The following is a 23,984-nucleotide window of genomic DNA, read 5'->3' on the forward strand; positions in this document are numbered from 1 at the left end:
TCAGGTGGGCTGGCTCAGCTGGCCGAGGTCCTGCACGACCGAGTTGACGAGTGTGCCGCCCTTGTTCTCCACCTTCCGCAGGTACAGGTGCTGCCTCGGGGTCTGGCCGTCGAACGTCCATGACCCGCGCGGGCTGTCGTCGACGGCGCCGATGCCGCCCAGCGCCTTCGCCAGCGTGTCACCGTCGAGCGCGCCCGCGGTCTTCAGCGCGCGGTTGAGCACGTTGGCCGCGTCGTAGGTCTGCACGGAGAAGCAGCTGGGCGACTCGCCGTACTTCGCCGTGTAGGCAGCGACGAAGGCCTTGTTGGCGGGGTTGTCGAGCTGGTCGGAGTAGTGCAGCGTGGTCTGGACGCCGAGCGCGGCGTCGGCCTGCTGCTTGAGCACGCTGCCCTCGGTGAGGAAGCCGGAGGCGTAGAGCGGGGTCGTGGCGGCGAGCCCGAACTGCGCGTACTGGCGCACGAACGTGATGGCCTCGGAGCCGGAGAAGAAGCAGAACGTGGCCTTCGCGCCGGACTGCTGGATCTGCGTGAGGTAGGGCTGGTAGTCCGACGTCTTGCCGAACGCCGGCTTGGCCTCGCCGACGACCTTGCCGCCGCCCGCCTCGAAGGTCTTCTTGAATCCGGCGATCACCTCGGTGCCCGCGGCGTAGTCGGGGGCGAGCGCGAACACGCCGTCCTTGAACCCGGCGGTGGCGAGGTGGCTGCCCATCGCCCCGGAGACCTGGGCATTGGTGAACGAGGTGCGCCAGACGTACGGCGTGCGCTTGGCCCCGGTGACGTCGCCCGCTCCCGCGTTGGTGACGATCAGCAGCTTCTTGGCCTCGGCGAGCAGCGGCACGACGCCCAGCGCGGTGGAGGAGTTGACCAGCCCGACCACCACGTCGACGCCGTCGCTCTGCAGCACCTTCTGCACCGCGGGCTGGCCGGTGGTGGGCGTCTCGCCCTCGTCGGCGGCCACGGTCTGCACCGAGTAGTTGCCGAACTTGCCGCCGTTCTGCTCCAGCCACAGGTCCCAGCCGCGCTTCATGTCTGTGCCCAGTGCGGCGTAGACGCCCGACTGGGGCACCACCAGTCCGACCTTGATGCTGCCGCTGCCGCCTGCTGTCGCGGGCGCGCCCGTGGAGCCGCCGCCGACGCTGCTGCCGCAGGCCGAGAGCACCGGGAGGGTCGCGGCGGCGCCGAAGAGCGCGAGCAGCCGCCGTCGGGTGAAGGCTGGATGTTCCATGCTGACCGCTCCTGCTACGCCGGGGTTGGAGTGTCGACGGATCGTGGTCGAGGGATCATCAACCTGTCAACGATCTGGGTGAATCGGGCACGCCGCCGCAATCCGATCGTGACGCAGCGTTGTGAGACACCGTGTTTCTTACGGGGTGCGAACGCCGGAACATCGGCACCTCCACCGCTGTTCTTCTCAATGCGTCCGGCCGGGGCGGGTCCCCCTCAGCGCGACCCCGCGGCCCGCCGTTCGACCCGTGTCGCAGCCAGCGGCACGAATGCAGGAAGGGATGCACGTGTCAGACCGTACGTATCGCAAGGACCCCGAGGCCGTCGCCCAGTTGACGCGCGACCAGTACCGGGTCACCCAGGAGGCGGCCACCGAGCCTGCCTTCGGCAACGAGTTCTGGAACAATCACGAGGCCGGGCTCTACGTCGACGTCGTGTCCGGTGAGCCGTTGTTCGCATCGATCGACAAGTACGACAGCCGCTCGGGCTGGCCGAGCTTCACCGTGCCGATCGAGCCTGCCAACGTCGTCGTGAAGGAGGATCGTACCTACGGCATGGTCCGTCGCGAGGTGCGCTCGGCGCACGGCGACAGCCATCTCGGCCACGTCTTCGACGACGGCCCGGCCGAGGCGGGCGGCCTGCGTTACTGCATCAACTCGGCGGCGCTGCGCTTCATCCCGGTCGATCAGCTCGACGCGGAGGGCTACGCCGACTTCACGAAGCTGTTCGACGCCAGCACGCAGTCAGAGACTGAGGAGACCACACGATGAGCACCGAGACCGCGATCCTCGCAGGCGGTTGTTTCTGGGGAGCGCAGGAGCTGCTCCGCAAGCGGCCGGGCGTGCTCTCCACCCGGGTCGGCTACTCGGGCGGCGACACCCCGAACGCCACCTACCGCAACCACGGCGACCACGCCGAGGCCGTCGAAGTGGTGTTCGACCCCGATGCCATCAGCTACCGGGACATCCTGGAGTTCTTCTTCCAGATCCACGACCCGTCCACCAGCAACCGCCAGGGCAACGACATCGGTCGCAGCTACCGCTCCGCGATCTACTACCTGAGCCCGGAGCAGGAGAAGGTGGCCCGCGACACGATCGCCGATGTCGACGCGTCCGGCCTCTGGCCGGGCAAGGTCGTCACCGAGGTCGAGCCGGCGGGGTCGTTCTGGGAGGCCGAGCCAGAGCACCAGGACTACCTGCAGAACTACCCGGCGGGCTACACCTGCCACTACGTGCGGCCCGGCTGGAAGCTGCCGCACCGCGAGACGCAGCAGGCCTGACCACTCACCGGCCGCCGGGGCTCACTGGCCGTACGAGTACCGCAGGTCGGCGTTGATCAGCTGATTGATCCGCTTGCGCAGGTGCCCGACCTTCGAGGGGTCGGGCACCGGCTCGTCCACCAGCAGCGTCCAGGTCAGGGCGGTGCCCCCGGTCGGGTCCGGGGCGAGGTCGAAGCGCACCCGCGCGTCGGGGCGCGACGGCCACAGCGAGGACCAGATCACCAGCTCGGACGAACGGCGCTCCACCACGGTGGGGCGCCGTTCGTCGTCCAGCAGGTGCAGCCACGGCCGGGCCGGATCGCTGTCGGGCGCGACGAGGGACGTTGCCACGACGTGCGGTGGCGCGGGCAGTGCGCGCGTACGCACGCCGGCCTCGATCATGATCTCGACGATAGCCGCTGGATCCCGGTGCCGCGACGACGCACACTGGCCGACGTGTACGTACCCGCCCATTTCGCCGCTGACGACGCCGCCGTCCGGGAGCTGCTCTCACGCCCCCAGGCCGCCGACCTGATCACCCAGACCGCCGACGGCCTCGTCGCCACGTTCCTGCCGTTCCTGTTCGACGCGGACGCGGGCGAGCACGGTGCCCTGCTGGGGCACGTCGCCCGCAACAACGACCAGTGGAGCCGCCCGGCCACCGGTGAGTCGCTGGTGATCGTGCACGGCTCCGACGCGTACATCACGCCGAACTGGTACGCGTCGAAGGCCGAGCACGGCCGCGCCGTGCCCACCTGGAACTACCTCACCGCGCACGTCTACGGGCGGCTCGTCATCCACGACGACACCGCATGGCTCGACACGCTGGTGCGCAGGCTCACGGACCGGCACGAGGCTGGCGAGGAGCAGCCGTGGTCGGTCGACGACGCCCCGCCGAAGTTCGTGGCCGGGCAGCTGCGCGCGATCGTCGGGGTCGAGCTGCAGATCACGCGCATCGAGGCGAAGATCAAGATGAGCCAGAACCGGCCGGCCACGGACGTCGACGGGGTGATCGAGGGGCTGGACGAGCGGGGCGACCACGCCTCGGCCGAGGCGGTGCGGGCGGCGCGGGGGTAGGCGCCCCGCTCACTCCCTTTGCAGGAAAGCCACTTTGCTGCAACGTCGTTGCGGGAAAGTGGCTGTCAGGAGAACCCCCATCCGAACGCGGCCTTCCAGCGGGACCTACCGGGAACCGCACCCGACGCCCCCGCGCTGGCCCCGTTGCAGGAAGATCAACGCCCACTGGGTCATGGTCAACACCGAACCAGTAGGCGTTGATCACCCAACCGCACCCCACAGCCCCGCGCCGGGCCCTCCTGTGCGCCTCGGCGAGCATGATCGGTGCGAGCCACACCGCAGCGCCATTTCGAGGGCCGTGGTGTGCAGCTCGCACACCCCGGGTGGTTGTTGTGCCCTCCCGCCGACCTGGCCCAGCCCGATCATGCGCCCGCGTGATAGCCCCTTGAAGGTCGCTTTCCTGCAACCGGGACACGCCGACCCGCCTACGCCGCCCCGAGCCCGTCCAGCTCCGCGAGAACGTCGGCCGGGAGCTCCAGCTCCCCCGCCGCGACGTTCTCCCGCAGGTGCCTCCGCGACGACGTGCCGGGGATGAGCAGGATCGTCGGCGACCGGTGCAGCAGCCAGGCCAGCGCCACCTGCAGCGGCGTGGCCCCGACCCGCCTCGCGCAGTCGTCGAGCGTGCCGGACTGCAGCAGGCTGAACCCGCCGAGCGGGAAGAACGGGACGAAGGCGATGCCGGCCTCGGCGCAGATGTCGAGCAGGGCCTCGTCCTCGCGGTGTGCCACGTTGTAGTAGTTCTGCACGCAGACCACCGGCGCGATCGCGCGCGCCTCGGCGAGCTGCTCGACGCCGACGTTGCTCAGGCCGAGGTGGCGGATCAGGCCCTGGCTGCGGAGATCGGCGAGTACCCCGAACCGTTCGGCGAGCGAGCCGGTGGTGTCGTGCAGGCGCAGGTTGACGACGTCGAGCGCGTCGACGCCGAGGTTGCGCAGGTTGTCGTGCACCGCCGAGGTGAGCTCCTCGGGGCTCAGCGCCGGGAGCCAGGCGCCCTCCGCGTCGCGCCGGGCGCCCACCTTCGTGACGATCCGCAGCTGCTCCGGATAGGGGTGCAGCGCCTCCCGGATCAGCTCGTTGGTGATGTGCGGGCCGTAGAAGTCGCTGGTGTCGATGTGCGTGATACCGGTCTCGACAACCTCGCGCAGTACCGCGATCGCCTCGTCCCGGTCGCGCGGCGGGCCGAACACCCCCGGGCCGGCCAGCTGCATGGCGCCGTAGCCCATGCGCGTGAGGACCAGGTCATCGGCGAGCTTCAGGGCGTCAGTCACTGTCATCAGCCCAGCCTAGAACGGCCACCTTGCTGACATGTCGCACCCGGCCCGACTTGACCAGCGTTGATCATGTCCGCAGGATGGCCGCACATCAGCCGAGGACCGGGGGCCGCACGGGATGAATCCGTTGAAGCACGTGGGGGCGCTCCTCGCGAGGCCGGTCACCGCCGTCAGCGATGCGCTGAACCGGCCGTCGGCCGAGTCCACGCCGCACGCCATCGTGCGCTCGCTGCGCGGTCACCCGTCACTGCGCGACGCCCTGCGCGACAAGATCGTGCTGATCACCGGCGCGTCGTCGGGGATCGGTGAGGCGGCGGCGGTCGCCATCGGCGCGGCGGGTGGCACCGCGCTGCTCGTGGCCCGCGGCGCGGAGAAGCTGTACGCGACCGCCCACGACGTCGAGGCTGCCGGTGGCACGGCCCACGTGCACCCGTGCGATCTCACCGACATGGAGGCCATCGACAAGCTGGTGGCCGACGTCATCGCCCAGCACGGCCGGGTCGACATCCTCGTCAACAACGCGGGCCGCTCCATCCGCCGGTCGCTGGCGCTGTCGTACGACCGCTTCCACGACTACGAGCGCACGATGCAGCTCAACTACTTCGCACCCGTGCGGCTGATGCTCGGGCTGCTGCCCGGCATGCGGGAACGCGGGAACGGCCACGTCATCAACATCTCATCGGTGGGTGTGCTGACGCGGGCGCCCCGGTTCGGGGCCTACATCGCGTCGAAATCGGCGCTCGACACGCTCACCGACGCCTGGCAGGCCGAGACCGGGCCCGACGACGTCCGGTTCACCACCGTCTACATGTCACTGGTGCGCACCCCGATGATCGCGCCAACCAAGCTCTACGACAAGTTCCCCGCCCTCGCCCCCGAGCAGGCCGCCGGTGTCATCTGCGACGCCATCACCGACCGGCCGCGCCGCGTCAGCCCGGCCTTCGGCCGGTTCGCGTTCCTGGCCGACTCGATCACCCCGGAGATCATGGACTCCGTCCGCAGCCGGGGCTTCAAGCTGTTCGGTGACTCCCGCTCCGCCCGCGGCGAGCAGCAGCTCACCCCAGAGGGAAAGGCCTTCATCGAAGCGACCCGAGGAGTGCACTGGTGAGCCTGCCCCAGCCCGCAGCGGCGGCCGACGTCGTCGTCACCGGCGCGTCGTCCGGCATCGGCACCGAGCTCGCCAGTGGCCTGGCCCGCCGCGGCCACAACCTGGTGCTGGTGGCGCGGCGCAAGGAACGGATGGAGGCGCTGGCCGAGCGGCTGCGCACCGAGCACGGCGTGCAGGTGACCGTCCATGCCCGTGACCTCGGCTCCACCGCCGAACGCGACGCGCTGGTAGCCGACCTGCGCGCCGGTGGTCGCACCGTCAGCGGGGTCTGCAACTGCGCGGGCTTCGGCACGTCCGGCGCGTTCAAGGACCTGCCGCTGCAGCGCGAGCGCGACCAGGTGGAGCTCAACGTCACGGCGCTGCTCGACCTCACCCACGCCTTCCTCGCCGACATGGTCACGGCCGGGCGCGGGGCGGTGCTCAACGTGGCGTCGATCGCCGGCTACCAGCCGCTGCCGACGATGGCCACCTACTCGGCCACGAAGGCGTTCGTGCAGACGTTCTCCGCGGCCGTGCACGAGGAACTGCGCGGCACCGGCGTGTCGTGCACGGTGCTGTGCCCGGGCCCTGTCGAGACGGAGTGGTCCGAGATCGCGTCGGCCGACGCCGTCATGATCGGCCCGGCGCAGGTCTCTCCGCGCGACGTGGCCGAGGCCGGGATCGCCGGCATGATCGCGGGCAAGCGCACCGTGGTGCCCGGGCTGGTGCCGAAGGCGATGAGCCTCGCCGGGCACTTCACCCCGCGCTCGCTGCTGCTGCCCGGACTGGCGCTGGGCCGGGCCCTGCGGGGTAAGGGCTAGTCCCGCCTCCGGCGCGCGAGGGACCCGCTGGTCGCCGCGCTAGTAGGCCGTCGCGGCTGAAGCGTGGGTTCGGGCGGCGTCCAGGTGCGTGCATCGCAAGGCGGCGATGCGAAGGCATACCGGGTGTCTGTTGAGCGTCGCCAACGCAGCGGGGTGCGTGCCTGGGCGTCGCCGGGGCCCGCGACTCAGCCGCGACGGTCTGCTAGGTGAGCACGTCCCCGTCGTGCTCGATGGCCGTGCGGATGGAGAACGCCGGTCGCAGCATCATGGTGACCTCGGTGCGCTCCAGCGCGTCGGCGAGCCGGTGCACCTCGGCCGCCGGGATCCGCACCGGCAGCAGCACCCGCCGGTGGAGCAGGGTGGGCGGGCCCGCGTCCAGGGTGACGACCACCTCGACGTCACCGCGTTCCTCGTCGCGCTCCAGGTGGGTGCGCACCGTCATCGCGCTGCAGGACGCCAGTGCGGCCGTCATCAGCTCCAGCGGGGTGGCACCGGCCCCGGGGCCCGTGTCGGTGTGGTCGGCCACGACCGTGTGCACGCCCAGATGCACCTGGACGGCCCGGCCGGCATCCTGCGCGAGGTGCGCGTCGGCCATGGCCAGCGGGATCTGCATCGTCACGCGAGGGCCTCCGTGAGCGGGAGCCGCACCTGGAACCGGGTGTCGCCGGGCCGCGACTCCACCCGGATGTCGCCGTGGTGGCGGCTGACCACCACGCGGTAGCTGACGTCGAGGCCCAAGCCCGTGCCGCGCCCGACCGGCTTGGTGGTGAAGAACGGCTCGAAGATCCGCTGCCGGACCTCGGGCGCGATACCGGGGCCGCTGTCGCCGATCTCGACGAGCAACCACTCCTCGTCGCGGCAGGTGCGGACGGTGAGCGTGCCGGAGCCGTCCATCGCGTCGATCGCGTTGTCGAACATGTTGGTCCACACCTGGTTGAGCTCGGCGGGATAGGCCGGGATCATCGGCAGCGACCGGTCGTACTCCTTGCGGATCGTGATGCCCGACTCCTCACCGAGCTTGCGGCCGAACATCACCAGCGTGGCGTCGAGGCCCTCGTGCACGTCGATCGTGCGGTACGGGGCGCGGTCCATCTGCGAGTACTGCTTGGCCGCCATGACGAGGTCGGAGATGCGGGTGGTGGCGTCGAGGATCTCGCGCAGCAGGCTCTCGGTCTCCACGGTGTAGGCGAGCCAGCGGATGGCGCCCTCCAGCACGCCGTCCTCGGACGCCGTCTGCACGGCCTCCATGTCCTCGATGCCCAGCCCGCCCGCCACGAACACCGGCGCCAGCTCCCAGCCGCCGGGGATCTCGTGGTCCTCGAGCCAGTCGCCGAGCTCGTCCTCGCGGTCGGACGCCTCCAGCGGCGACAGCGTGGGCGCGTTGCGCACCTTCTTGACGAACTCCTCCTGCGCCATCACCAGCTTCTGCAGCTGCGGTCCGGCGAGCTTGCCCGAGGCGATCATCGCCAGCTTGTGCCGCATCCCCGCGACCCGGTCGCGCAGCGCGTCGGCCGCGCGGCCCGCGGCGGCGGCGGGGTTGTTGAGCTCGTGGGTGAGGCCCGCGGAGAGCTTGCCCAGCGCCAGCAGCCGTTCGCGCTCCGCGATCTGGCTGTTGCCCTTGCGCATCCCGAGCAGCATCCCCTCGAGCAGGTGCACCGCCATCGGGAACCAGCGCGCGAACTCCTTGGAGAAGTCCCTGGCCGGCAAGGCGATCACCGCGCAGTCGGTGACCGCGCGCACCGAGGCCGGGTAGTCCTTCGTGGAGTCGTCCTCGACGTAGAACTGGACGGCACCGAAGTAGACGCCGCGGTGATCGGTGCGGGTGGTCTCCACGCGGTCGCCCGCGATCAACCTGCTCATCGCGATCGTGCCGCTGACCAGCACGTGGAAGCACGCCGCCGGCTCGCCCTCGACGACGATGTCCTCCCCGGCCGGCACCTCGACGACGTCGCCGTGCTCGGAGATCCAGGCCAGCTGCTGCTCGTCGAGATCGGCGAACAGGAACAGCGTGCGCAGCTCGTCGGGACTGAGGTGGGTCTCCATCACTGCTCCGCGAGGTATCGGTGCACCAGTGTGACGGCCATCGCGCCTTCACCGACCGCGGAGGCCACCCGCTTGACGGACTCGGACCGGACGTCGCCTGCCACGAACACGCCGGGCACGCTGGACTCCAGGTGGTAGGGCGAACGGTCCAGCGGCCACCCCGGGGGCAGCACGCCGTCGACGGTCAGGTCGGGGCCGGTGCGGACGAAGCCCTTGTCGTCGCGGACGACCACGCCGTCGAGCCACTCCGTGCGCGGCGCGGCGCCGATGAACACGAACATCGACGCGGCGTCGACCGACTCCTTCTCACCGGTGGTGCGATCCGACAGCACCAGCCGCTGCAGGTGCCCGTCGCCGCAGGCCTCGGCCACCTCGGTGCCGGTGCGCACCACGATGTTGTCGATGGCCTCCAGCTGCTTGATCAGGTAGCTGGACATGGACGCCTCGAGGTTCGGCCCGCGCACCGCCACCGTGACCTTGGCGGCGTGGCGTGAGAAGAACACGGCGGCCTGACCTGCGGAGTTGGCACCGCCCACGATCACGACGTGCTGCCCACCGCAGGCCGGCGCCTCGGTGGCGGCCGAGCCGTAGAACACGCCGCGGCCGGTCAGCTCCGCCACGCCCGGCGCGTCGAGGCTGCGGTAGGAGACGCCGGTGGCGAGCACCACCGAGTGCGCCGCGATCTCGCTGCCGTCGCCGAACTTGACCACCCGCGCCGAACCCCGCGCCTCCAGCGCGATGACGTCGCGGGCCGTCAGCACCTCGGCGCCGAACTTGGCGGCCTGGCGCCGGGCCCGGTCGGTGAGCTGGGCGCCGGACACGCCGTCGGGGAAGCCGAGGTAGTTCTCGATGCGCGAGCTCTGCCCGGCCTGGCCGCCGGTGGCCTGGCGCTCCACGAGCACGGTGCGCAGGCCCTCCGACGCGCCGTAGACGGCGCTGCCCAGCCCGGCGGGGCCGCCGCCGATCACGATCAGGTCGTAGAAGTCGCCCGCGGGATCGGTGGTGAGCCCGACAGCGGCCGCGATCTCCGCCTCCGTCGGCGAGCGCAGCGCGGTGCCGTCGGTGGTGATGAGCAGCGGCACGTCGGCCTCGGACGCGCCGGCGGCCTCCAGGAGCCGGGCTCCCTCGGCCTCGTCGATGGAGTAGTAGCGGTAGGGCACCGAGTTGCGGGCCAGGAAGTCGCGGGCCGCGAAGCACTCCGCCGACCAGCGGTGCCCGACCACGCGGATCTCGTCGACGGGCTTGACGCCGACCGCGCGCCACGTCTCCACCAGCGCGTCGACGACCGGGTAGAGCTTCTCCTCCGGCGGGTCCCACGGCTTGAGCAGGTAGTGGTCGACGTCGACCACGTTGATGGCCTGGATGGCCGCGTCGGTGTCGGCGTAGGCGGTGAGCAGGGCACGGCGGGCGTGCGGGGCGATGTCCATCGCCTGCTCGAGGAACTCGATGCCGGTCATCTCCGGCATCCGGTAGTCGGCGAGGATCGCGGCCACCGGCTCGCCGCGCAGCGTGAGCTCGCGCAGCGCGTCGAGCGCGTCGCGGCCGGACTCGGCGCGGACGATGCGGAAGTCCTGGCCGTAGCGGCGACGCAGGTCGCGCGCGACGGATCGCGACACGCCCGGGTCGTCGTCGACGGTCATGAGTACGGGCTTGGTCATGCGTGCTCCTGCCGAATGCTGTTCATCCATCATGCACGCGCAACGTCGCGCCGCGAGCGCCCTCGAAAGTACCGCTTTCGAGGCGGCCTGGACCGTCCCGGTGGGGATCTCCGTCGGACGCCCCCGACGCATCCGACCCCAACTCGCGGGCCCATCCGTCCCAACTCGCGGTGCACATGAGCCCAACTCGCGGGTCCATCCGTCCCAACTCGCGGGCCCATCCGTCCCAACTCGCGGTGCACATGAGCCCAACTCGCGGGTCCATCCGTCCCAACTCGCGGGCCCATCCGTCGCAACTCGCGCGTGCCGGTGCGGTCGCCTGCCGGCGAGTTGGGACAGAACGCACCGCGAGTTGGGACGGATCGCACCGCGAGTTGGGGTAGAAGGCACCGCGAGTTGGGGCCGACGGCCCGGCGGGTCGGGTCAGGTGGGGTGCTCGCCCAGTCGCACGGCCAGGCCGTCGAGGAGGCGTTCGAGGCCGAACGCGAAGAGCCGGTCCATGTCCAGCACGTAGTTGCCGCGCTCGGCCACCGAACGGAAGACGGGGCTGCGCGCGATCAGCTCGTTCCATTCGCCCGCGGTCTCGACCCACTCGTCACCGGTCATGCCGGTGTCGCGCTCCGCGTCCGCCTCGGGCGCGAGGCCGATGGCGACACCGCGGACGAACGTGCACAGCGACAGGTGGATGTCGAACAGCGTGGTCTGGTCCAGGTCGAGCGTGATCAGCGTGCTGAAGTTCCACTCCGCGAGGCGCAGGAGGTTGGCCAGCGGTTGCGGCCGCGTCAGCGAGACGACCTGGGCGAGCCACAGGTGCTCGCGGTAGCAGGCCCACTGCTGCCGCGCGGATGCCGCCAACCCGTCGCGCCAGCCGGCGGGCGGCTCGGCGGGGAAGTCGTGTTCGCCGAAGGCGTGATCGATCATGAGCAGGACGAGGTCGTCCTTGCTGCGCACGTGCCCGTACAGCGACATCGTCGGGATGCCCAGCCGGGCCGCGACGGACCGCATCGACAGCGCCACGAGACCGTCCTCGTCGGCGATCGCGACGGCGGCGCTCACCACGTCGTCGACGGTGACGGTGCGCCCCGGGGCCGGGCCCGGCCGGCGGGGAGCCCGCGGCGTCGCCGCCGGCGCCGCGACCGGTGGTTCCGCCACCACCGATCCCACCCGCGGCACCGCGCGGACCAGTCCCTCCTGCTGCAACACGGTCAGCGCCTTGGCCGCCGTGGCCAGCGCGACGCCCCAGTCCCTGGTCAGCTGCCGGGTCGAGGGCATGCGATCACCCGGCCGGAGGCGGCCGGTCGTGATCCGTCGGCGCAGCTCCGCGGCGATCCGGACGTAGGGCGGGGCGCTGTCCGGCATGTCGTACACCGTACTCAACCTAGTACAGATCCACCTGCCTCCACCCGCGGGTGGAGAGCCGAGACCCACCCTCGGACCGACGCGGCCGGCCATCGCGGATCCCTAGCGTTGGCGCCTGTCAGAGACACCCGCAACAGGGATCGGGGACCCATGAACTCGCTGGCTCGCAAGGCTTTCCAACCGACGGTGCTGCTGAACGTGATCGCTCCACTGCTCGGCTACTACCTCCTGCACGCGCTCGGGAGCTCGGACCTGGTCGCCCTGTCGATCTCGGCCGCCTTCCCGGCCGCGGCCGTCGCGCTCGCCGCCTACCGCAAGCGCCGCCTGGAGGCGATCGGAATGGTGTCGCTGGCCTTCATCGTGATCAGCGTCGCCACCGCGGCGGTCTTCCAGGACCCCCGGCTACTGCTCGTCATGAGCGCGGTGCCGACCGGCCTGATCGGGCTCGGCTTCCTCGCCACCCTCCTCATGCGCCGCCCGATGCTCTACGTGCTGGGCCGCCAGCTGGAGCCGGTCGGGCTGGCGGGCACGCCACGCTCCTTCGACGGGCGCTGGGCGACGTCAGCGGAGTTCCGGCAGCGCCTGCGCACCCTGACCGCGGCCTGGGGCGCCGCCCTGGCGGCCAACTGCGTGATCCACATCGCGCTCGCCCTCCTGCTCGAGCCGTCACTCGTCGTCATGCTCAACCCGCTGGTCATGGTCGCGACGATCGGACCCCTGGCGATCCACACGATGCGGGGCCGAGCCCAGCGCGTGGCGGCCGCAGCCACCGCCTGAGCTAGTACAGAGAGCGGTCTGTACTAGCTCAGAAATTTGCCGAGACAGCCCTATTCAACTGGCATTTAAGCGAGATCTCGCAGTACCCTCACCGCATGACTCGTACAACGTACAAGCCCGCGAACACCGTCCTCATCTCCGGCGCCAGCATCGCCGGACCGACCCTGGCGCACTGGCTGCGCCGCTTCGGGTTCACCCCGACCGTGATCGAGCGCAGCCCGGTCCCCCGCCCCGGCGGACAGGCCGTCGACGTCCGCGGTGTCGCGCTGGAGGTGGCCGACCGGATGGGCGTGTTGCCACAGTTACGGGCCGCGAAGACCGGCATGCGGGGCATGGCCTTCGTCGACGCCGACGGCGTCGAGGTCATGAGCACCACCGAGATGAGCCTGACCGGCGGCCCCACCGCCAGCCCGGACGTCGAGATCCTCCGCGACGACCTCAGCGAGATCCTGCTGGCCGCGACCGAGGGCGTCGAGTACGTCTACGGCGACACGATCACCGGGCTCACCCAGCACGACGGCGGTGTCGACGTCACGTTCGCGAGCGGCGAGCCCCGCACGTTCGACCTCGTCATCGGCGCCGACGGCCTGCACTCGGGCGTGCGGCGCATCGCCTTCGGCCCCGAGTCGGACTGCATCAGCCACCTCGGCAGCTACCTGGCCGTCTTCAGCACGCCGAACTTCCTGGACCTGGATCACTGGCAGGTGTTCCAGCAGAGCCCCGGCAAGATGTCGGGCATCTACTCCGCGCGCCACAACACCGAGGCCCGCGTCGTGATGGGCTACGAGTCGGAGCAGATCGAGTACGACCACCGTGACGTCGACCAGCAGAAGAAGCTCATCGCGACGGCCTTCGCCGGCGACCGGTGGGAGGTCCCGCGCCTGATCGAGCTCATGGCGGACGCCCCGGACTTCTACTTCGACTCGATGAGCCAGATCCACCTCGCGAGCTGGTCCCGGGGCCGGGTGGGCCTCGTCGGCGACGCCGGTTACTGCGCGTCGCCGCTGTCGGGGCAGGGCACCAGCCTGGCCATGGTCGGCGCCTACGTGCTGGCCGGGGAGCTGCGGGCGGCCGGCGGCGACCACGTCGCCGGGTTCGCGCGCTACCAGGCCGAGATGACCGACTACGTCCGGGCCAACCAGCAGTTGGCGCTGACGAACGCCGAGGCCACCCGGCAGGCGGCGGAACAGCTCGCGGCCGGGACGGACGGGGCCGACGACGCGGCCGAGGAGCAGATCGAGGAGCACTGGGTGGCCACGGCCGCGACGGCGCTGACCCTCAAGGACTACGCCTCCTGACCGTCGAGGGCTCAGGTGTGCGCCACCGCGAAGATCCGCCGGAACGGGAACCACGTGGTGCCGTCGGGGCGCTCCGGGTAGGCGGCCCGCAACCGGGGCGCCAGCTGGGCGCGGAACTCGGCGTAGTCGGCATCGTCGAGTGCATCGCGCACCGGGCGCAGCGCGGTGGCGCTGATCCAGGTGAGCACCGGGTCGGAGCCGCTGAGCCGGTGCAGGTAGGTGGTCTCCCAGGCGTCGACCTCGGCGCCCGCACCCGAGAGCACGTCGGCATAGCCGTCCGGCTCCGGCACGGCCTCGGTGCCGCGCAGTGCGATCCGACCGGCCCACTGCTCCTCCGTGGCCAGCTCGCGGGTCAGCACGTGTGACGGTGCCCCGAAGTTGCCGGGCACCTGCAACGCGAACCACGCCCCCTTCGGCAGCGCCGAGATCCAGCGCGGCAGCAGCTGCATGTGCGACGGCACCCACTGCAGCACCGCGTTGGTGATCACGACGTCGGTGTCGTGCGTGGGCACCCAGTCGACGACGTCGGCCTGCTCGGCGTCGATGCCGCGCTCGCGGGCCGCGGCCACCATCTCCGCCGATGAGTCCGACGCGCTGATCGCCGCGTCGGGCCAGCGGGCCGCCAGCAGCGGCGTCAGATGGCCGGGCCCGCAGCCCAGGTCCAGCACGCGTCGCGGTGCACCGTCGCCGACCCGGGGCGCGCCGATGCGGCCCAGCAGGTCATGGAACGGGCGCGAGCGCTGGTCATCGAAACCGAGGTACAGGGTGGGATCCCAGGCGGTGCTCATACGGCAACAGTACGCGCGTACTGTTTAGAGCGCACCCCTGATGGTGCGGGCGACCTGGCTCGTGACCTGACGCACCGCCGCGTCGTCGGTGCCAGGGTCGGGACGCACCTGCAGCCGGACGCCGCCCTGGCCGGCCACCTTGCGCTGCACGAACCAGGCACCCCCGCCCGGTAGATCGCGATGGTGGCGCGACGTGATCGACCCCGTGACACGCGCGTGCACGATCTCGGGCACCTTCCCCGGCTCGGACAGGCGCAGGCGCTGCGGCGGCAGATCCCGGATCAGCGCCGCGCCGTCGACCTCGGCCACCTCGGTGGCCTCGATGAGCGTGATGGACCCGCTCTGCCAGCTCGCCTTGCTGATCAGGTGCCAGCCCAGCCTGCGGACGCCGTCGGGCGCGGGCAGCCACAGGCCCAGTGACGTGGCCACGACGTGGCCGCCGGAGGCGAGAGTGGCGGACGCGAGCACGATCTCGTCGGCGTCGAGCTCGCCGGCGAACCCGGACGGCAGGTCGTCGCGGCCGAGCAACCTGCGAACGGCCTTCAACGGGTTCACTGGATGCCGCCCATCGCCTTGTCCCGCAGCGCGATCCGGTACTGCTCCAGCGGCACGAGATCACCGAACAGCTGGTGGTAGGCGTCGGCCTCCTCCAGCGGGTTGGTGCGCTGCAGCCGCGACTTCAGCTCGGCAACCTGAGCCTCCACGAGCGCGAGCCGGACGCCGGCGACGATGCTGGCGACGTAGCGGGCCTCCTCGTTCTCGGAGCGGCCGTTGTTCTTGCGCGCCATCTGCAACGGCTCGACGGCGAGCTCGGTGACGACCGGCCGGATGTCGGGCGGGCACTCCTCGAGCACGGCCTCCAACCAGGCGTGCCCGTCGAGACCGCCGCAGACCCCGCCCGCGGCCTGCACGGCCCGGTGCACGCCGGCCAGCGCAGGGTGCGTGAAGGCGGCCTCGGGCAGCTCGTCGTAGGTGGGCCCGGCGATGGCCGGCATCTGCAGCGCCGCCTTGAGCGCCTCGCGCTGGGCCTGCAGCTTCGGATCACCCTTGGGCAGCGACGGCGCGGCCCGCCGCGATCCCCCGCCCGCCGCCTCGCGAACGCGGCGGACCACGGCGAACTCGTCGGACCAGCCGGTCCAGCCCGCGAGACGGCGCGCGTACTCGTCGCGCAGATCCTCGCGCTTGATCCGCGCGACCAGCGGCACGGTGCGCTGCAGGGCCGCTACCTGACCCTCGGCGGTATCGAGCTTGTGCTCGGTGAGGATGGACCGGATGGCGAACTCGTAGATCGGCTCGCGGCGGGCGACGAGGTCGCGGACGGCGGTGTCGCCGTGGGACTGGCGCAGCTCGCAGGGATCCTGCCCGTCGGGCGCGATCGTGACGAACGTCTGGGTGGCGAACGTCTGCTCGCCGTCGAACGCCTTGAACGCCGCGGCCTGCCCGGCCGCGTCGCCGTCGAAGGTGTAGATGACCTCGCCCATGTCGAACGAGTCGTCGCCGATCAACCGGCGGATGACCGCGATGTGCTCGGCGCCGAACGCCGTGCCGCAGGACGCAACGGCGGTGGTGACGCCCGCGAGGTGCATCGCCATGACGTCGGTGTAGCCCTCGACGACCACGACCTGGCGGCGCTTGGAGATCTCGCGCTTGGCGAGATCGAGCCCGAACAGCACGTTGGTCTTGCGGTAGACGGGCGAATCGGCCGTGTTGAGGTACTTGGCCTCGATCTTGTCGTCATCGAAGATCCGGCGCGCCCCGAATCCGACGACCTCACCCCCGAGATCGCGGATGGGCCACACCAGCCTGCGATGGAACCGGTCGATCGGGCCGCGGTTGCCCTCCTTGGACAGGCCCGCCTTCATCAGCTCGTCGAGGGAGAACCCCGACGTGAGCAGGTGCTTGGTGAGTGTGTCCCAGCCGGCGGGCGCGTAGCCGCAGCCGAACGTGGCGGCCGCGGCGGAGTCGAACCCGCGGCCGGTGAGGAACTGGATGGCCGGGGCGGCCTCCGGCGTGCGCAGCTGCGCGGCGTAGAACTCCGCGGCGCGCTTGTTGGCCTCCAGCAGGCGCGTCTTGGTGCCGCGATCGCGCTGGATCGATGCCCCGCCACCCTCGTAGGTGAGCTGCAGACCCACGCGGTCGGCCAGCCGCTCGACGGCCTCGACGAACCCGACGACCTCGATCTTCTGGATGAACGCGATGGCGTCGCCGCCCTCGCCGCACCCGAAGCAGTGGAACGTGCCGTGACTGGGCCGGACGTTGAACGACGGCGACTTCTCGTCGTGGAACGGGCACAGGCCCTTGAGCGACCCGGCGCCTGCCCGGCGCAGTGCCACGTACTCGCCCACGACCTCGTCGATCCGGACGCGGTCACGGACCTCGTCGATATCGCTCGTACGGATCCGCCCTGCCACCAGGCGAGTCTAGAACCCCTGCCCGACAGGCTCCGCCACTCAGGCTCGTTCCGCCGCCGGACGGGGTGGCCGCTGCGCCGGGTGTTCGGGCCGCAGGCGGTCCGGCGGCGTCCAGCGGGGTGACATCACTGACGTCTGACGTCAGCGGTGTCACCCCGCTGGACGGCGGGATGGCTCAGGCAGCGCCCGCGTGGCTGTGGCGCGCGCCACGCTCGCCCGCCACCCGCTGGGCGGGGATCAGGATCGTGGGCCGGACCGCCACCGGCGCATCGGCGCCCGAGCGGCGCGGCAGCGGCAGGGCGAGCAGCAGCGGGGTCGCCGCCATCAGGGCCAGTAGCAGGATCCCAGCGCCGGCCCCGAGAACCGTGAACACATCCGAGATCGTCATGTGGTCCACTCTGGCCGGTCCGCAAGCCGCTGACCTCCACCGTTGGTACGGATACGGCGCAAACGCTCATCCTTTCGGCCGATACCGGCATCGGCCGGACGGCGCGACCACGGAAGAAGGCCGAACCCGGCCCCGCGCGTCGCACCGGTTCCGGGCGGCCGGCCCGGCATGCTTCCGCGGTGCGAACGGGACGGCGGAAGCTCTGGATTGCGGCCGCGGTACTCGGCCTGCTCGTCGTGCTGGTGGCCGGTTGCGCCTTCCTCCCCAACATCGCGATCACCCTGCCGACGTTGCCGACCGCTTCGACCGCGCCGACCGCTTCGACCGCGCCCGTCGCGCCGACCGGTGACGCGGCCACCGCGCTGGCCACCCTCCCGGTCAAGGGCCGGGCGCCGAAGACCGGCTACGCCCGCACCCAGTTCGGACCGGCGTGGGCCGACACCGATCGCAACGGCTGCGACCAGCGCAACGACGTGCTGGCCCGCGACCTCACCAAGACCACGCTCAAGGGCGGCCGGTGCGTGGTGCTGACCGGCACGCTGAAGGATCCCTACACCGGCCACACGATCTCTTTCGTGCGCGGTCAGGGCACGAGCGAGGCGGTGCAGATCGACCACGTCGTCGCGCTCTCGGACGCCTGGCAGACCGGCGCCCAGCAGCTCGACGCCGCAGTGCGCCAGCGGCTCGCGACCGACCCGCTCAACCTGCTGGCCGTCGACGGACCCACCAACCAGTCCAAGAGCGACGGCGACGCCGCCACCTGGCTGCCGCCGAACAAGTCCTTCCGCTGCTCCTACGTCGCACGGCAGGTGGCGGTGAAGGCGAAGTACCACCTCTGGGTCATCCCGGCCGAGCGCGACGCCGTGGCCCGCGTACTGGCGGGATGCCCCGGCCAGGCCCTGCCGGCCGATTCGGGGATACCGGGAGCGGGCTGAGCCGCAGCCGGCCATGCCGGACAATGGCCGGGTGGGGAGCGACCGGCCGGACTTCGAGCAGCACCGCCCGCACCTGCTGCGCGTCGGCTATCGCATCACCGGCAGCATCGCCGACGCCGAGGACGCCGTGCAGGACGCCTGGCTGCGCTTCGCCACCCGCACCGACGCCGAGGTGACCGAGCTGCGCGAGCCCCGGGCCTGGCTCACCACCGTCGTCGCCCGGATCTGCCTGGACCGTTTGCGCTCGGCCGCGTCGCGCCGCGAGCGCTACGTCGGGCCGTGGCTGCCCGAGCCGCTGCTGACCACCGGCGACCCCGACGACCCGCTGGCCGCCGTGGTGCGCGACGACGGCGTGCGGATGGCGGCGATGGTCGTGCTGGAGCAGCTCAGCCCGCCCCAGCGGGTGGCGCTCGTGCTGCACGAGGCCCTCGACGTGCCGTTCGGGCAGATCGCCGAGGTGCTGGGCTGCACGGTCACCGCGGCCCGCCAGCACGCGTCGCGGGCGCGGCGGATCGTCGCCGCCGCCGATCCGCCGCCGCGGGCGCGCGACGAGCAGCAGCGCGAGCTGCTCGACCGCTTCGCGGCGGCGGTCTCGCGGGGCGACGGTCCGGCGCTGCTCGCCGTGCTGCACCCGGACGTCGCGTGGGTCGCCGACACCGACGGGCGCACCAGGGCGGCCCGCCAGGTCGTCCGCGGCGTCGACAAGGTCTCCCGGCTCGCGTTGGGCCTGCTGAAGCGCTACGGCGACGCGCTGACGAGCGGCTGGGATCCCGTCGGCGTGAACGGCGAGCTGGGCTTCCGCACGCCGCCGATCAGCGATACCGACGCCGGTGTCACGGTCTGCGCCGTGCGCGACGGCCGGATCGTCGCGATCTACCAGATGTTCAATCCCGAGAAGCTCGAACCTGGCACGCCGCATCGAAGCCCTGGTCGATGATGCCCAGCGCGGAGTTGGACCGGGCCCGCATGTTCTCCAGCGCGATCTGCGTGGTCAGCTCGACGAGACCGGCGCGCCCGAGCACCGCCGCCAGCTCGGCGACCTGCGCGTCGGTCACCGTGATCGGCAGCGCCGTCATGGCGTCGGCGTAGGCGAGCACCAGCCGCTCGTCGGGGGTGAACAGCGGGTTCGTCGCGTACGAGTCGATCTGCGTGAGCCGCTCGACGTCGAGCCCGTCGAGGCGCTGCAGCATCGTGCCGAAGTCGACGCACCACGAGCAGTCCACCAGCGTCGCCACGCGGTAGACCGCCAGCTCGCGCAGGTGCGCCGGCAGCCGCCGCGACGCCCGCTCGTAGCCCAGCTCGGACACGAGGCTCGCCCAGAACACCCCGCGGTGGTGGCGCGCGACCGCGAGCGGTTCCGGCACCGTTCCGTAGCGCCGCGCGGCCACCCGGTAGATCAGCCTTCCCACCACACCTGCGTCCGCCGTCGTGACGGCCGGGATCCTCGGCATGTCTCCTCCTTCGGTTGGGTGCTCCAGCCATGGGACGAGGAGCGGCGCAAGAACGTGACACGGATCCCGCAACCGCTTGTGTTCGAGTGCACTCGAAGGCCTAGCGTCATGGGCATGACGACAACGGTGGAGTGCGCAGCGGACCGGCTCCGGATGCAGGAGGAGCGGGAGCCCGCCCCCGACGCCACGCTGACGATCGCCGAGGTCGCCGAGCGCACCGGAGTCACCGCGCACACGCTGCGCTACTACGAGCGCATCGGGCTGCTCGCGGTGGGCCGCGACCACTCGGGGCACCGGGTCTACTCCGCTGATGATTACGGCCGCGTCGTGTTCGTCAACCGGCTGCGCACGGCCGGGATGCCGATCCGCGAGCTGCAGCGCTACATCGCGCTCGCCGAGGCCGGTGACCACACGGTTCCGGAGCGGCTGCAGATCATGCTCGACCACCGCGACGCCGTGCGCACCCAGATCCAGGAGCTGCAGTTCTGCCTGGAGACCATCGAGTTCAAGATCGCCGCCTACGGCGGCGCGATGGCTCCCTGATCGCCCAGACCACACTGAGCCACCCCGACATGAACCGGTGGGTCGCACCACCCTGGAAGGAACCGATCGATGACCGACGGTGCATTCGAGATCCCCGAGGGCTACGCCGACCTGCTGGAACGGCCGCTGATCGCCCACCTCGCCACCGTCCGCGCCGACGGGGCACCGCAGGCGAACCCGATGTGGTTCGGGTGGGACGGCGAGTTCGTGCGGTTCACCAACACCCGCAAGCGCCGCAAGTTCCAGAACGTGTCGACCGAGCCGCGCGTCGCAGTGTCGATCAACGACCCGGAGCGGCCCTACCGGTACCTGGAGGTCCGCGGCACGGTCGTGCGGATCGAGGACGACCCGGAGGCCACGTTCTTCATGGAGCTGGCCGAGCGCTACGGGCTGGAGCTGGACGGGCCGCCCGCCGACGCCCCCGACCGGGTGATCTTCGTGGTGCGGCCGGAGGCGACGAGCAAGCAGTAGCGCCCGGACGTCAGGAGGGCGTCCCTGCTGCCATCCCGCCCACCAGCACCCGGTGCCGGGCCACTGCCTGCTGGTCGGTCAGCATCGCGACCTGGTCGATCACCACGCGCATGCGGGCCGCGTCGTCGGGGGCGTCGAGCCACTCGTCCGCGAACACGGGGTCCAGCGCGTCAGGGGCCTTGGCCAGCAGCGCCGTGCCCAGCTCGACGAGCAGCATCCGCTGCCGGGTCTGCATGGCGAGCCGGTCGGGGTCGCGCATCACGTAGCGCAGCGCCACGGCCTTGAGCAGCGCCACCTCCGCGCCCGCCCATGGCGGGATGACGACATCGGCGCCGTAGCGGCGCAGGTCGCCCTCGCCGTGCGCGGCGCGCGTGGCGTCGGTGGCGGCCACGACGAACCGGCCGACGAGCTCGCTCGTGAGCCGCTTGAGCGCCACGTAGGACTGCGCGGATGCCGCGGCCGCGGAGAACCCCCGCACATCACGCACCGACGGAAGGGCGAGCAGCCGTTCTGCCGCCTCCGCCAGCGCGGCCGCCCCGCCGTCCACGCCTGCCCCGAACCGCAGCGCGGCGATCTCCGCCAGCGCCTCGCGCTCCGATGTGGAACCGAGCGCGGCGAGGTCGATGCGCCCGGCGAGGATCCCGTCCTCGACGTCGTGCACGGAGTACGCGACGTCGTCGGACCAGTCCATCACCTGCGCCTCGATGCAGCGCCGCTGCTCCGGTGCGCCGTCGCGGATCCAGGCGAACGCCGCGGCGTCGGCCGGGTAGGCGCCGTACTTGCGGTCGCCGTCGCGGCGCACCCACGGGTACTTGCAGGCCGCGTCGAGCGTGGCCCGGGTGAGGTTGAGCCCGCTGCCGCCGATCTTGGGCTCGAGCCGGGTGAGGATGCGCAACGTCTGCGCGTTGCCCTCGAACCCGCCGCAGGCGGCGCCGAACTCGTCGAGTGCGCGCTCGCCGTTGTGGCCGAAGGGCGGATGCCCGATGTCGTGGGCGAGGCCCGCGGTGTCGACGATGTCGGGGTCACAGCCGAGGTCCTCGGCCATGCCGCGACCGATCTGCGCGACCTCCAGCGAGTGCGTCAGCCGGGTCCGGGGAGCGCCGCTGACCTCGGCGCCCTCCCCCGGACCCACCACCTGCGTCTTGCCGGCGAGGCGGCGCAAGGCCGCCGAGTGCAGCACGCGAGCCCGGTCACGGGAGAACGGGGAGCGCCGCTCGCGGCTGCCGGACCCCTTGGGCGGCTCGGGCTGCGGTCGTTCCCGGTCGTGATCGGAGTAGCCGGCGGCACCCGGGTCGAGCACGGTCACCCGAGTTCGGGGGTCTCGGAGTCGACCGACGCGTGCGTGAGCCGGTAGAACAGCAGCGCGCCCGTCTCCCGGACGATGTAGCGCGCCTGCGTCTCTCGCGTCTGCACGACCGGGCCCGTGCGGGTGGGCGACGCCCAGGCCTGCAGCCCGACATCACGCGCCATCGTGCGCGCCCGCAGAGAGTGCCACGGGTCGCTCACCAGCAGCACGCTGTGCCAGCCGTCGGCGCGGGCCCGCGCGGCGACGGCCTGCAGGCTGCCGAGCGTGTCGGAGCCCTCCCCCACCGCCACGATCGCGGCGGCCGGGACACCCCGGGCCACCAGGAAGTTCTTGCCGGCGGCCGCCTCGGTGTACTCGTCGCCGGGCTGCCCGCCACCGGTGGTGACGATCCGCGGCGCGAGCCCTTCCTGGTAGAGCTCCTGGGCCTGGCGCAGCCGCGCCGCGAAGATCGAGCTCGGGTCGCCGTCGTACTGCGCGGCGCCGAGTACGACCACGGCGTCGACGGGGCGGCGGTCGTCCTGGCGGGCGACGTCCCAGACCCCGAACGCGGTGAAACCGACGATCAGGATCCCGAGGAGCACCGAACCCAGGATCGCCCGGGTGATCCAGCTGCGCCTGCGCGGCGGCCGTTCCGGCGCCGGGCCGCGCAGCTCCACAGTGGGCGCCTCGGAGTGCCGGGCGGGGCTCATCCCGAGATCCGGCCCGCCGCCGTGGCCAGCGCGCTGCCCGCCCGTCCGGACCGGGCGGCGATCACCTGGGCGACGATCGAGACGGCCGTCTCCGCAGGGGTGCGGGCACCGAGGTCGAGACCGACCGGCCCGTAGAGCCGATCCATCTCCTCGTCGCCCAGACCCGCGGCGAGCAGGCGTTCCCGCCGCGCGGACTGGGTGCGACGGGAGCCGAGCGCGCCGATGAAACCGCGGCCGCGACGCAGCCCCTCGATCAGGGCGGCGTCGAAGGACGGGGCGTGGTCGAGCAGCACGAGCACGTCGGCGTCGGAGAAGGCGGCGACGGCGGCGACCGTGGCGTCCAGGCCCGACTCCTCACGGGCGTCCCAGCCCAGCAACGCGGCCTGTGCCAGCAGTGCTGCACCGATGGCACCGCTGCCGACGACCAGCAGGGATGCGGTGGGGACCCAGAGGTCCAGCAGCAGCGTGGCGCCCTCGGCGGTGACCTGCTCGGTGACGGTGGCGCCGCGGCGCAGCAGCTGCCGGGCCGCGCTGACGGCGGCCTCGTCGAGCGCGGGGGCGCCCAGCCCGCCGGTGACCTCGGCCAGATCGGGGCCGGTCAGCACCAGCGCCGTCGCGCCGTCGGCGGTGGAGACGAGCGCGGCGGGCACACCCCGCTCCAGGGCCGCGCCGAGCGCCTCGGCGGGGGCCGCCGGGAGCGGGTGGCCCAGCAGCGTGGCGCCGCCCGCGCAGGCCAGGCCGGCGTCGAGCGCCGCGGACTCGGTGACGTGGGCGTTGTGCGTCTGCGGCGCAGCAGTCGCAGCGGCGGCGAGCGGGAGGGCCGACGGGTCGAGCGCGCCGCGGTAGAGGGTGCCGGCGACGGCGCCTGCCGCGGTGCCGGCCAGCAGCTGCCCACCCTCGACGGTGCCGAAGCCGTGGCGGTCGAGCACCCGGACCACCCCGACGCCGACGTCGGCGAAGCGACGCAGCGCGGAACCCAGCTCGCGGAGGTGGGCGTTGGAGTCGATCGCCGAGGTCACGGCGCCCAGGGTAGCCCCGGCGGGTGTGGAGTCGGGGAACCCCGGAGCCGCGTTGCAGGAAAGCCACCTTCCTGCAATCTCGTTGCGGGAAAGTGGCTTTCCTGCAAGTCG

General features: G+C 71.9%; 26 protein-coding genes. 11 read left to right on the forward strand and 15 right to left on the reverse strand.

All coding sequences use genetic code 11. The features are described 5' to 3' along the window. Positions 1–1,224 (reverse strand): ABC transporter substrate-binding protein, encoded by a 1,224-nt coding sequence (locus ACFPFQ_RS01135; protein WP_379613753.1) that lies wholly within the window; start codon positions 1,222–1,224, stop codon positions 1–3. Between the two features lie 268 nt (positions 1,225–1,492). Between ACFPFQ_RS01135 and msrB the strand changes: the two genes are divergently transcribed. Then, the gene (gene msrB, locus ACFPFQ_RS01140) at positions 1,493–1,993 is read left to right on the forward strand and encodes a peptide-methionine (R)-S-oxide reductase MsrB (RefSeq protein WP_379614309.1); all 501 of its coding nucleotides are present in this window, start codon (positions 1,493–1,495) and stop codon (positions 1,991–1,993) included. Beyond that, entirely contained in the window at positions 1,990–2,502 is a 513-nt protein-coding gene (gene msrA / locus ACFPFQ_RS01145; RefSeq protein WP_379613755.1) for a peptide-methionine (S)-S-oxide reductase MsrA, read from the forward strand. Before msrB ends, msrA begins: the two co-directional genes overlap by 4 nt. Positions 2,503–2,523: 21 nt before the next feature. On the opposite strand, the gene ACFPFQ_RS01150 is transcribed toward msrA, so the two are convergent. Next, the gene (locus ACFPFQ_RS01150) at positions 2,524–2,883 is read right to left on the reverse strand and encodes a hypothetical protein (RefSeq protein ID WP_379613757.1); all 360 of its coding nucleotides are present in this window, start codon (positions 2,881–2,883) and stop codon (positions 2,524–2,526) included. A gap of 54 nt (positions 2,884–2,937) precedes the next feature. On the opposite strand from ACFPFQ_RS01150, the gene ACFPFQ_RS01155 reads away from it, so the two are divergent. Continuing rightward, entirely contained in the window at positions 2,938–3,558 is a 621-nt protein-coding gene (locus tag ACFPFQ_RS01155) for an FMN-binding negative transcriptional regulator (RefSeq protein ID WP_379613759.1), read from the forward strand. A 425-nt stretch (positions 3,559–3,983) separates the two neighbouring features. Here ACFPFQ_RS01155 and ACFPFQ_RS01160 read toward each other — a convergent pair whose 3' ends face one another. Then, complete coding sequence (locus ACFPFQ_RS01160; RefSeq protein ID WP_379613761.1) at positions 3,984–4,832, reverse strand: oxidoreductase; 849 nt, start codon at positions 4,830–4,832, stop codon at positions 3,984–3,986. 133 nt (positions 4,833–4,965) lie between these two features. Between ACFPFQ_RS01160 and ACFPFQ_RS01165 the strand changes: the two genes are divergently transcribed. Together ACFPFQ_RS01165 and ACFPFQ_RS01170 are read left to right on the forward strand one after the other, a co-directional pair. Next, positions 4,966–5,937 (forward strand): SDR family NAD(P)-dependent oxidoreductase, encoded by a 972-nt coding sequence (locus ACFPFQ_RS01165; RefSeq protein ID WP_379613763.1) that lies wholly within the window; start codon positions 4,966–4,968, stop codon positions 5,935–5,937. Further along, positions 5,934–6,737: an SDR family NAD(P)-dependent oxidoreductase gene (locus tag ACFPFQ_RS01170; RefSeq protein ID WP_379613765.1), complete on the forward strand. Its 804-nt coding sequence runs from the start codon at positions 5,934–5,936 to the stop codon at positions 6,735–6,737. The genes ACFPFQ_RS01165 and ACFPFQ_RS01170 overlap by 4 nt, the downstream gene beginning before the upstream one ends. A gap of 202 nt (positions 6,738–6,939) precedes the next feature. Here the strand turns inward: ACFPFQ_RS01170 and ACFPFQ_RS01175 are convergent, their stop codons facing one another. The 4 genes from ACFPFQ_RS01175 to ACFPFQ_RS01190 form a co-directional block, all read right to left on the reverse strand. Continuing rightward, positions 6,940–7,350, reverse strand: a complete 411-nt coding sequence (locus tag ACFPFQ_RS01175) for an OsmC family protein (RefSeq protein ID WP_379614311.1) — start codon at positions 7,348–7,350, stop codon at positions 6,940–6,942. 2 nt (positions 7,351–7,352) lie between these two features. Beyond that, on the reverse strand, positions 7,353–8,780 hold the full coding sequence (locus tag ACFPFQ_RS01180) for an ATP-binding protein (RefSeq protein WP_379613767.1): 1,428 nt from the start codon (positions 8,778–8,780) through the stop codon (positions 7,353–7,355). Further along, positions 8,780–10,438, reverse strand: coding sequence for an FAD-dependent oxidoreductase (locus ACFPFQ_RS01185; RefSeq protein WP_379613769.1), 1,659 nt, complete (start codon positions 10,436–10,438; stop codon positions 8,780–8,782). Before ACFPFQ_RS01185 ends, ACFPFQ_RS01180 begins: the two co-directional genes overlap by 1 nt. A 423-nt stretch (positions 10,439–10,861) precedes the next feature. After that, a complete protein-coding gene (locus ACFPFQ_RS01190) occupies positions 10,862–11,797 on the reverse strand; it encodes a GntR family transcriptional regulator (RefSeq protein ID WP_379613771.1) in 936 nt (311 codons plus the stop codon). A gap of 150 nt (positions 11,798–11,947) precedes the next feature. Between ACFPFQ_RS01190 and ACFPFQ_RS01195 the strand changes: the two genes are divergently transcribed. Continuing rightward, entirely contained in the window at positions 11,948–12,574 is a 627-nt protein-coding gene (locus ACFPFQ_RS01195) for a VC0807 family protein (RefSeq protein ID WP_379613773.1), read from the forward strand. A 95-nt stretch (positions 12,575–12,669) separates the two neighbouring features. Next, positions 12,670–13,872, forward strand: coding sequence for an FAD-dependent monooxygenase (locus tag ACFPFQ_RS01200; RefSeq protein ID WP_379613775.1), 1,203 nt, complete (start codon positions 12,670–12,672; stop codon positions 13,870–13,872). 11 nt (positions 13,873–13,883) lie between these two features. Here the strand turns inward: ACFPFQ_RS01200 and ACFPFQ_RS01205 are convergent, their stop codons facing one another. From ACFPFQ_RS01205 to ACFPFQ_RS01220, 4 genes are all read right to left on the reverse strand, one after another. Beyond that, positions 13,884–14,660, reverse strand: a complete 777-nt coding sequence (locus ACFPFQ_RS01205) for a trans-aconitate 2-methyltransferase (protein WP_379613777.1) — start codon at positions 14,658–14,660, stop codon at positions 13,884–13,886. Positions 14,661–14,684: 24 nt separating this feature from the next. Further along, positions 14,685–15,206, reverse strand: coding sequence for a hypothetical protein (locus ACFPFQ_RS01210; RefSeq protein ID WP_379613779.1), 522 nt, complete (start codon positions 15,204–15,206; stop codon positions 14,685–14,687). A gap of 5 nt (positions 15,207–15,211) precedes the next feature. Continuing rightward, a complete protein-coding gene (gene dnaG / locus ACFPFQ_RS01215; protein WP_379613781.1) occupies positions 15,212–17,071 on the reverse strand; it encodes a DNA primase in 1,860 nt (619 codons plus the stop codon). A 175-nt stretch (positions 17,072–17,246) separates the two neighbouring features. Then, entirely contained in the window at positions 17,247–17,459 is a 213-nt protein-coding gene (locus tag ACFPFQ_RS01220) for a hypothetical protein (protein ID WP_379613783.1), read from the reverse strand. A gap of 179 nt (positions 17,460–17,638) precedes the next feature. Here ACFPFQ_RS01220 and ACFPFQ_RS01225 point away from each other — a divergent pair, with 179 nt between their 5' ends. Together ACFPFQ_RS01225 and sigJ are read left to right on the forward strand one after the other, a co-directional pair. After that, on the forward strand, positions 17,639–18,394 hold the full coding sequence (locus ACFPFQ_RS01225) for an HNH endonuclease family protein (protein WP_379613785.1): 756 nt from the start codon (positions 17,639–17,641) through the stop codon (positions 18,392–18,394). Positions 18,395–18,425: 31 nt separating this feature from the next. Beyond that, on the forward strand, positions 18,426–19,331 hold the full coding sequence (sigJ, locus tag ACFPFQ_RS01230) for an RNA polymerase sigma factor SigJ (RefSeq protein WP_379613787.1): 906 nt from the start codon (positions 18,426–18,428) through the stop codon (positions 19,329–19,331). Here the strand turns inward: sigJ and ACFPFQ_RS01235 are convergent. Beyond that, positions 19,279–19,845: a carboxymuconolactone decarboxylase family protein gene (locus ACFPFQ_RS01235; protein ID WP_379613789.1), complete on the reverse strand. Its 567-nt coding sequence runs from the start codon at positions 19,843–19,845 to the stop codon at positions 19,279–19,281. The two genes, sigJ and ACFPFQ_RS01235, sit on opposite strands and share 53 nt — an antisense overlap. A gap of 114 nt (positions 19,846–19,959) precedes the next feature. On the opposite strand from ACFPFQ_RS01235, the gene ACFPFQ_RS01240 reads away from it, so the two are divergent. Both ACFPFQ_RS01240 and ACFPFQ_RS01245 read left to right on the forward strand, forming a co-directional pair. Then, positions 19,960–20,388, forward strand: coding sequence for a MerR family transcriptional regulator (locus ACFPFQ_RS01240; RefSeq protein WP_379613791.1), 429 nt, complete (start codon positions 19,960–19,962; stop codon positions 20,386–20,388). Between the two features lie 69 nt (positions 20,389–20,457). Beyond that, the gene (locus tag ACFPFQ_RS01245; protein WP_379613793.1) at positions 20,458–20,859 is read left to right on the forward strand and encodes a PPOX class F420-dependent oxidoreductase; all 402 of its coding nucleotides are present in this window, start codon (positions 20,458–20,460) and stop codon (positions 20,857–20,859) included. A gap of 10 nt (positions 20,860–20,869) precedes the next feature. On the opposite strand, the gene ACFPFQ_RS01250 is transcribed toward ACFPFQ_RS01245, so the two are convergent. From ACFPFQ_RS01250 to ACFPFQ_RS01260, 3 genes are read right to left on the reverse strand one after another with little or no spacing between them, the layout of a single operon-like run. Further along, complete coding sequence (locus ACFPFQ_RS01250) at positions 20,870–22,165, reverse strand: deoxyguanosinetriphosphate triphosphohydrolase (RefSeq protein WP_379613795.1); 1,296 nt, start codon at positions 22,163–22,165, stop codon at positions 20,870–20,872. Beyond that, the gene (locus ACFPFQ_RS01255) at positions 22,162–22,854 is read right to left on the reverse strand and encodes a YdcF family protein (protein ID WP_379613797.1); all 693 of its coding nucleotides are present in this window, start codon (positions 22,852–22,854) and stop codon (positions 22,162–22,164) included. The genes ACFPFQ_RS01250 and ACFPFQ_RS01255 overlap by 4 nt, the downstream gene beginning before the upstream one ends. Continuing rightward, positions 22,851–23,873, reverse strand: coding sequence for an XdhC family protein (locus ACFPFQ_RS01260; protein ID WP_379613799.1), 1,023 nt, complete (start codon positions 23,871–23,873; stop codon positions 22,851–22,853). The genes ACFPFQ_RS01255 and ACFPFQ_RS01260 overlap by 4 nt, the downstream gene beginning before the upstream one ends. Positions 23,874–23,984: the final 111 nt, after the last annotated feature.

Source organism: Pseudonocardia sp. GCM10023141 (genome assembly GCF_042653605.1).

Bases quoted from the DNA above. Each gene is read 5' to 3' on its own strand.
- ACFPFQ_RS01135 (WP_379613753.1), bottom strand. From the start codon at position 1,224: ATGGAACATCCAGCCTTCACCCGACGGCGGCTGCTCGCGCTCTTCGGC.
- msrB (WP_379614309.1), top strand. From the start codon at position 1,493: ATGCAGGAAGGGATGCACGTGTCAGACCGTACGTATCGCAAGGACCCC.
- msrA (WP_379613755.1), top strand. From the start codon at position 1,990: ATGAGCACCGAGACCGCGATCCTCGCAGGCGGTTGTTTCTGGGGAGCG.
- ACFPFQ_RS01150 (WP_379613757.1), bottom strand. From the start codon at position 2,883: ATGATCGAGGCCGGCGTGCGTACGCGCGCACTGCCCGCGCCACCGCAC.
- ACFPFQ_RS01160 (WP_379613761.1), bottom strand. From the start codon at position 4,832: ATGACAGTGACTGACGCCCTGAAGCTCGCCGATGACCTGGTCCTCACG.
- ACFPFQ_RS01175 (WP_379614311.1), bottom strand. From the start codon at position 7,350: ATGCAGATCCCGCTGGCCATGGCCGACGCGCACCTCGCGCAGGATGCC.
- ACFPFQ_RS01180 (WP_379613767.1), bottom strand. From the start codon at position 8,780: ATGGAGACCCACCTCAGTCCCGACGAGCTGCGCACGCTGTTCCTGTTC.
- ACFPFQ_RS01185 (WP_379613769.1), bottom strand. From the start codon at position 10,438: ATGACCAAGCCCGTACTCATGACCGTCGACGACGACCCGGGCGTGTCG.
- ACFPFQ_RS01190 (WP_379613771.1), bottom strand. From the start codon at position 11,797: ATGCCGGACAGCGCCCCGCCCTACGTCCGGATCGCCGCGGAGCTGCGC.
- ACFPFQ_RS01195 (WP_379613773.1), top strand. From the start codon at position 11,948: ATGAACTCGCTGGCTCGCAAGGCTTTCCAACCGACGGTGCTGCTGAAC.
- ACFPFQ_RS01200 (WP_379613775.1), top strand. From the start codon at position 12,670: ATGACTCGTACAACGTACAAGCCCGCGAACACCGTCCTCATCTCCGGC.
- ACFPFQ_RS01205 (WP_379613777.1), bottom strand. From the start codon at position 14,660: ATGAGCACCGCCTGGGATCCCACCCTGTACCTCGGTTTCGATGACCAG.
- ACFPFQ_RS01220 (WP_379613783.1), bottom strand. From the start codon at position 17,459: ATGACGATCTCGGATGTGTTCACGGTTCTCGGGGCCGGCGCTGGGATC.
- ACFPFQ_RS01235 (WP_379613789.1), bottom strand. From the start codon at position 19,845: ATGCCGAGGATCCCGGCCGTCACGACGGCGGACGCAGGTGTGGTGGGA.
- ACFPFQ_RS01240 (WP_379613791.1), top strand. From the start codon at position 19,960: ATGACGACAACGGTGGAGTGCGCAGCGGACCGGCTCCGGATGCAGGAG.
- ACFPFQ_RS01245 (WP_379613793.1), top strand. From the start codon at position 20,458: ATGACCGACGGTGCATTCGAGATCCCCGAGGGCTACGCCGACCTGCTG.
- ACFPFQ_RS01255 (WP_379613797.1), bottom strand. From the start codon at position 22,854: ATGAGCCCCGCCCGGCACTCCGAGGCGCCCACTGTGGAGCTGCGCGGC.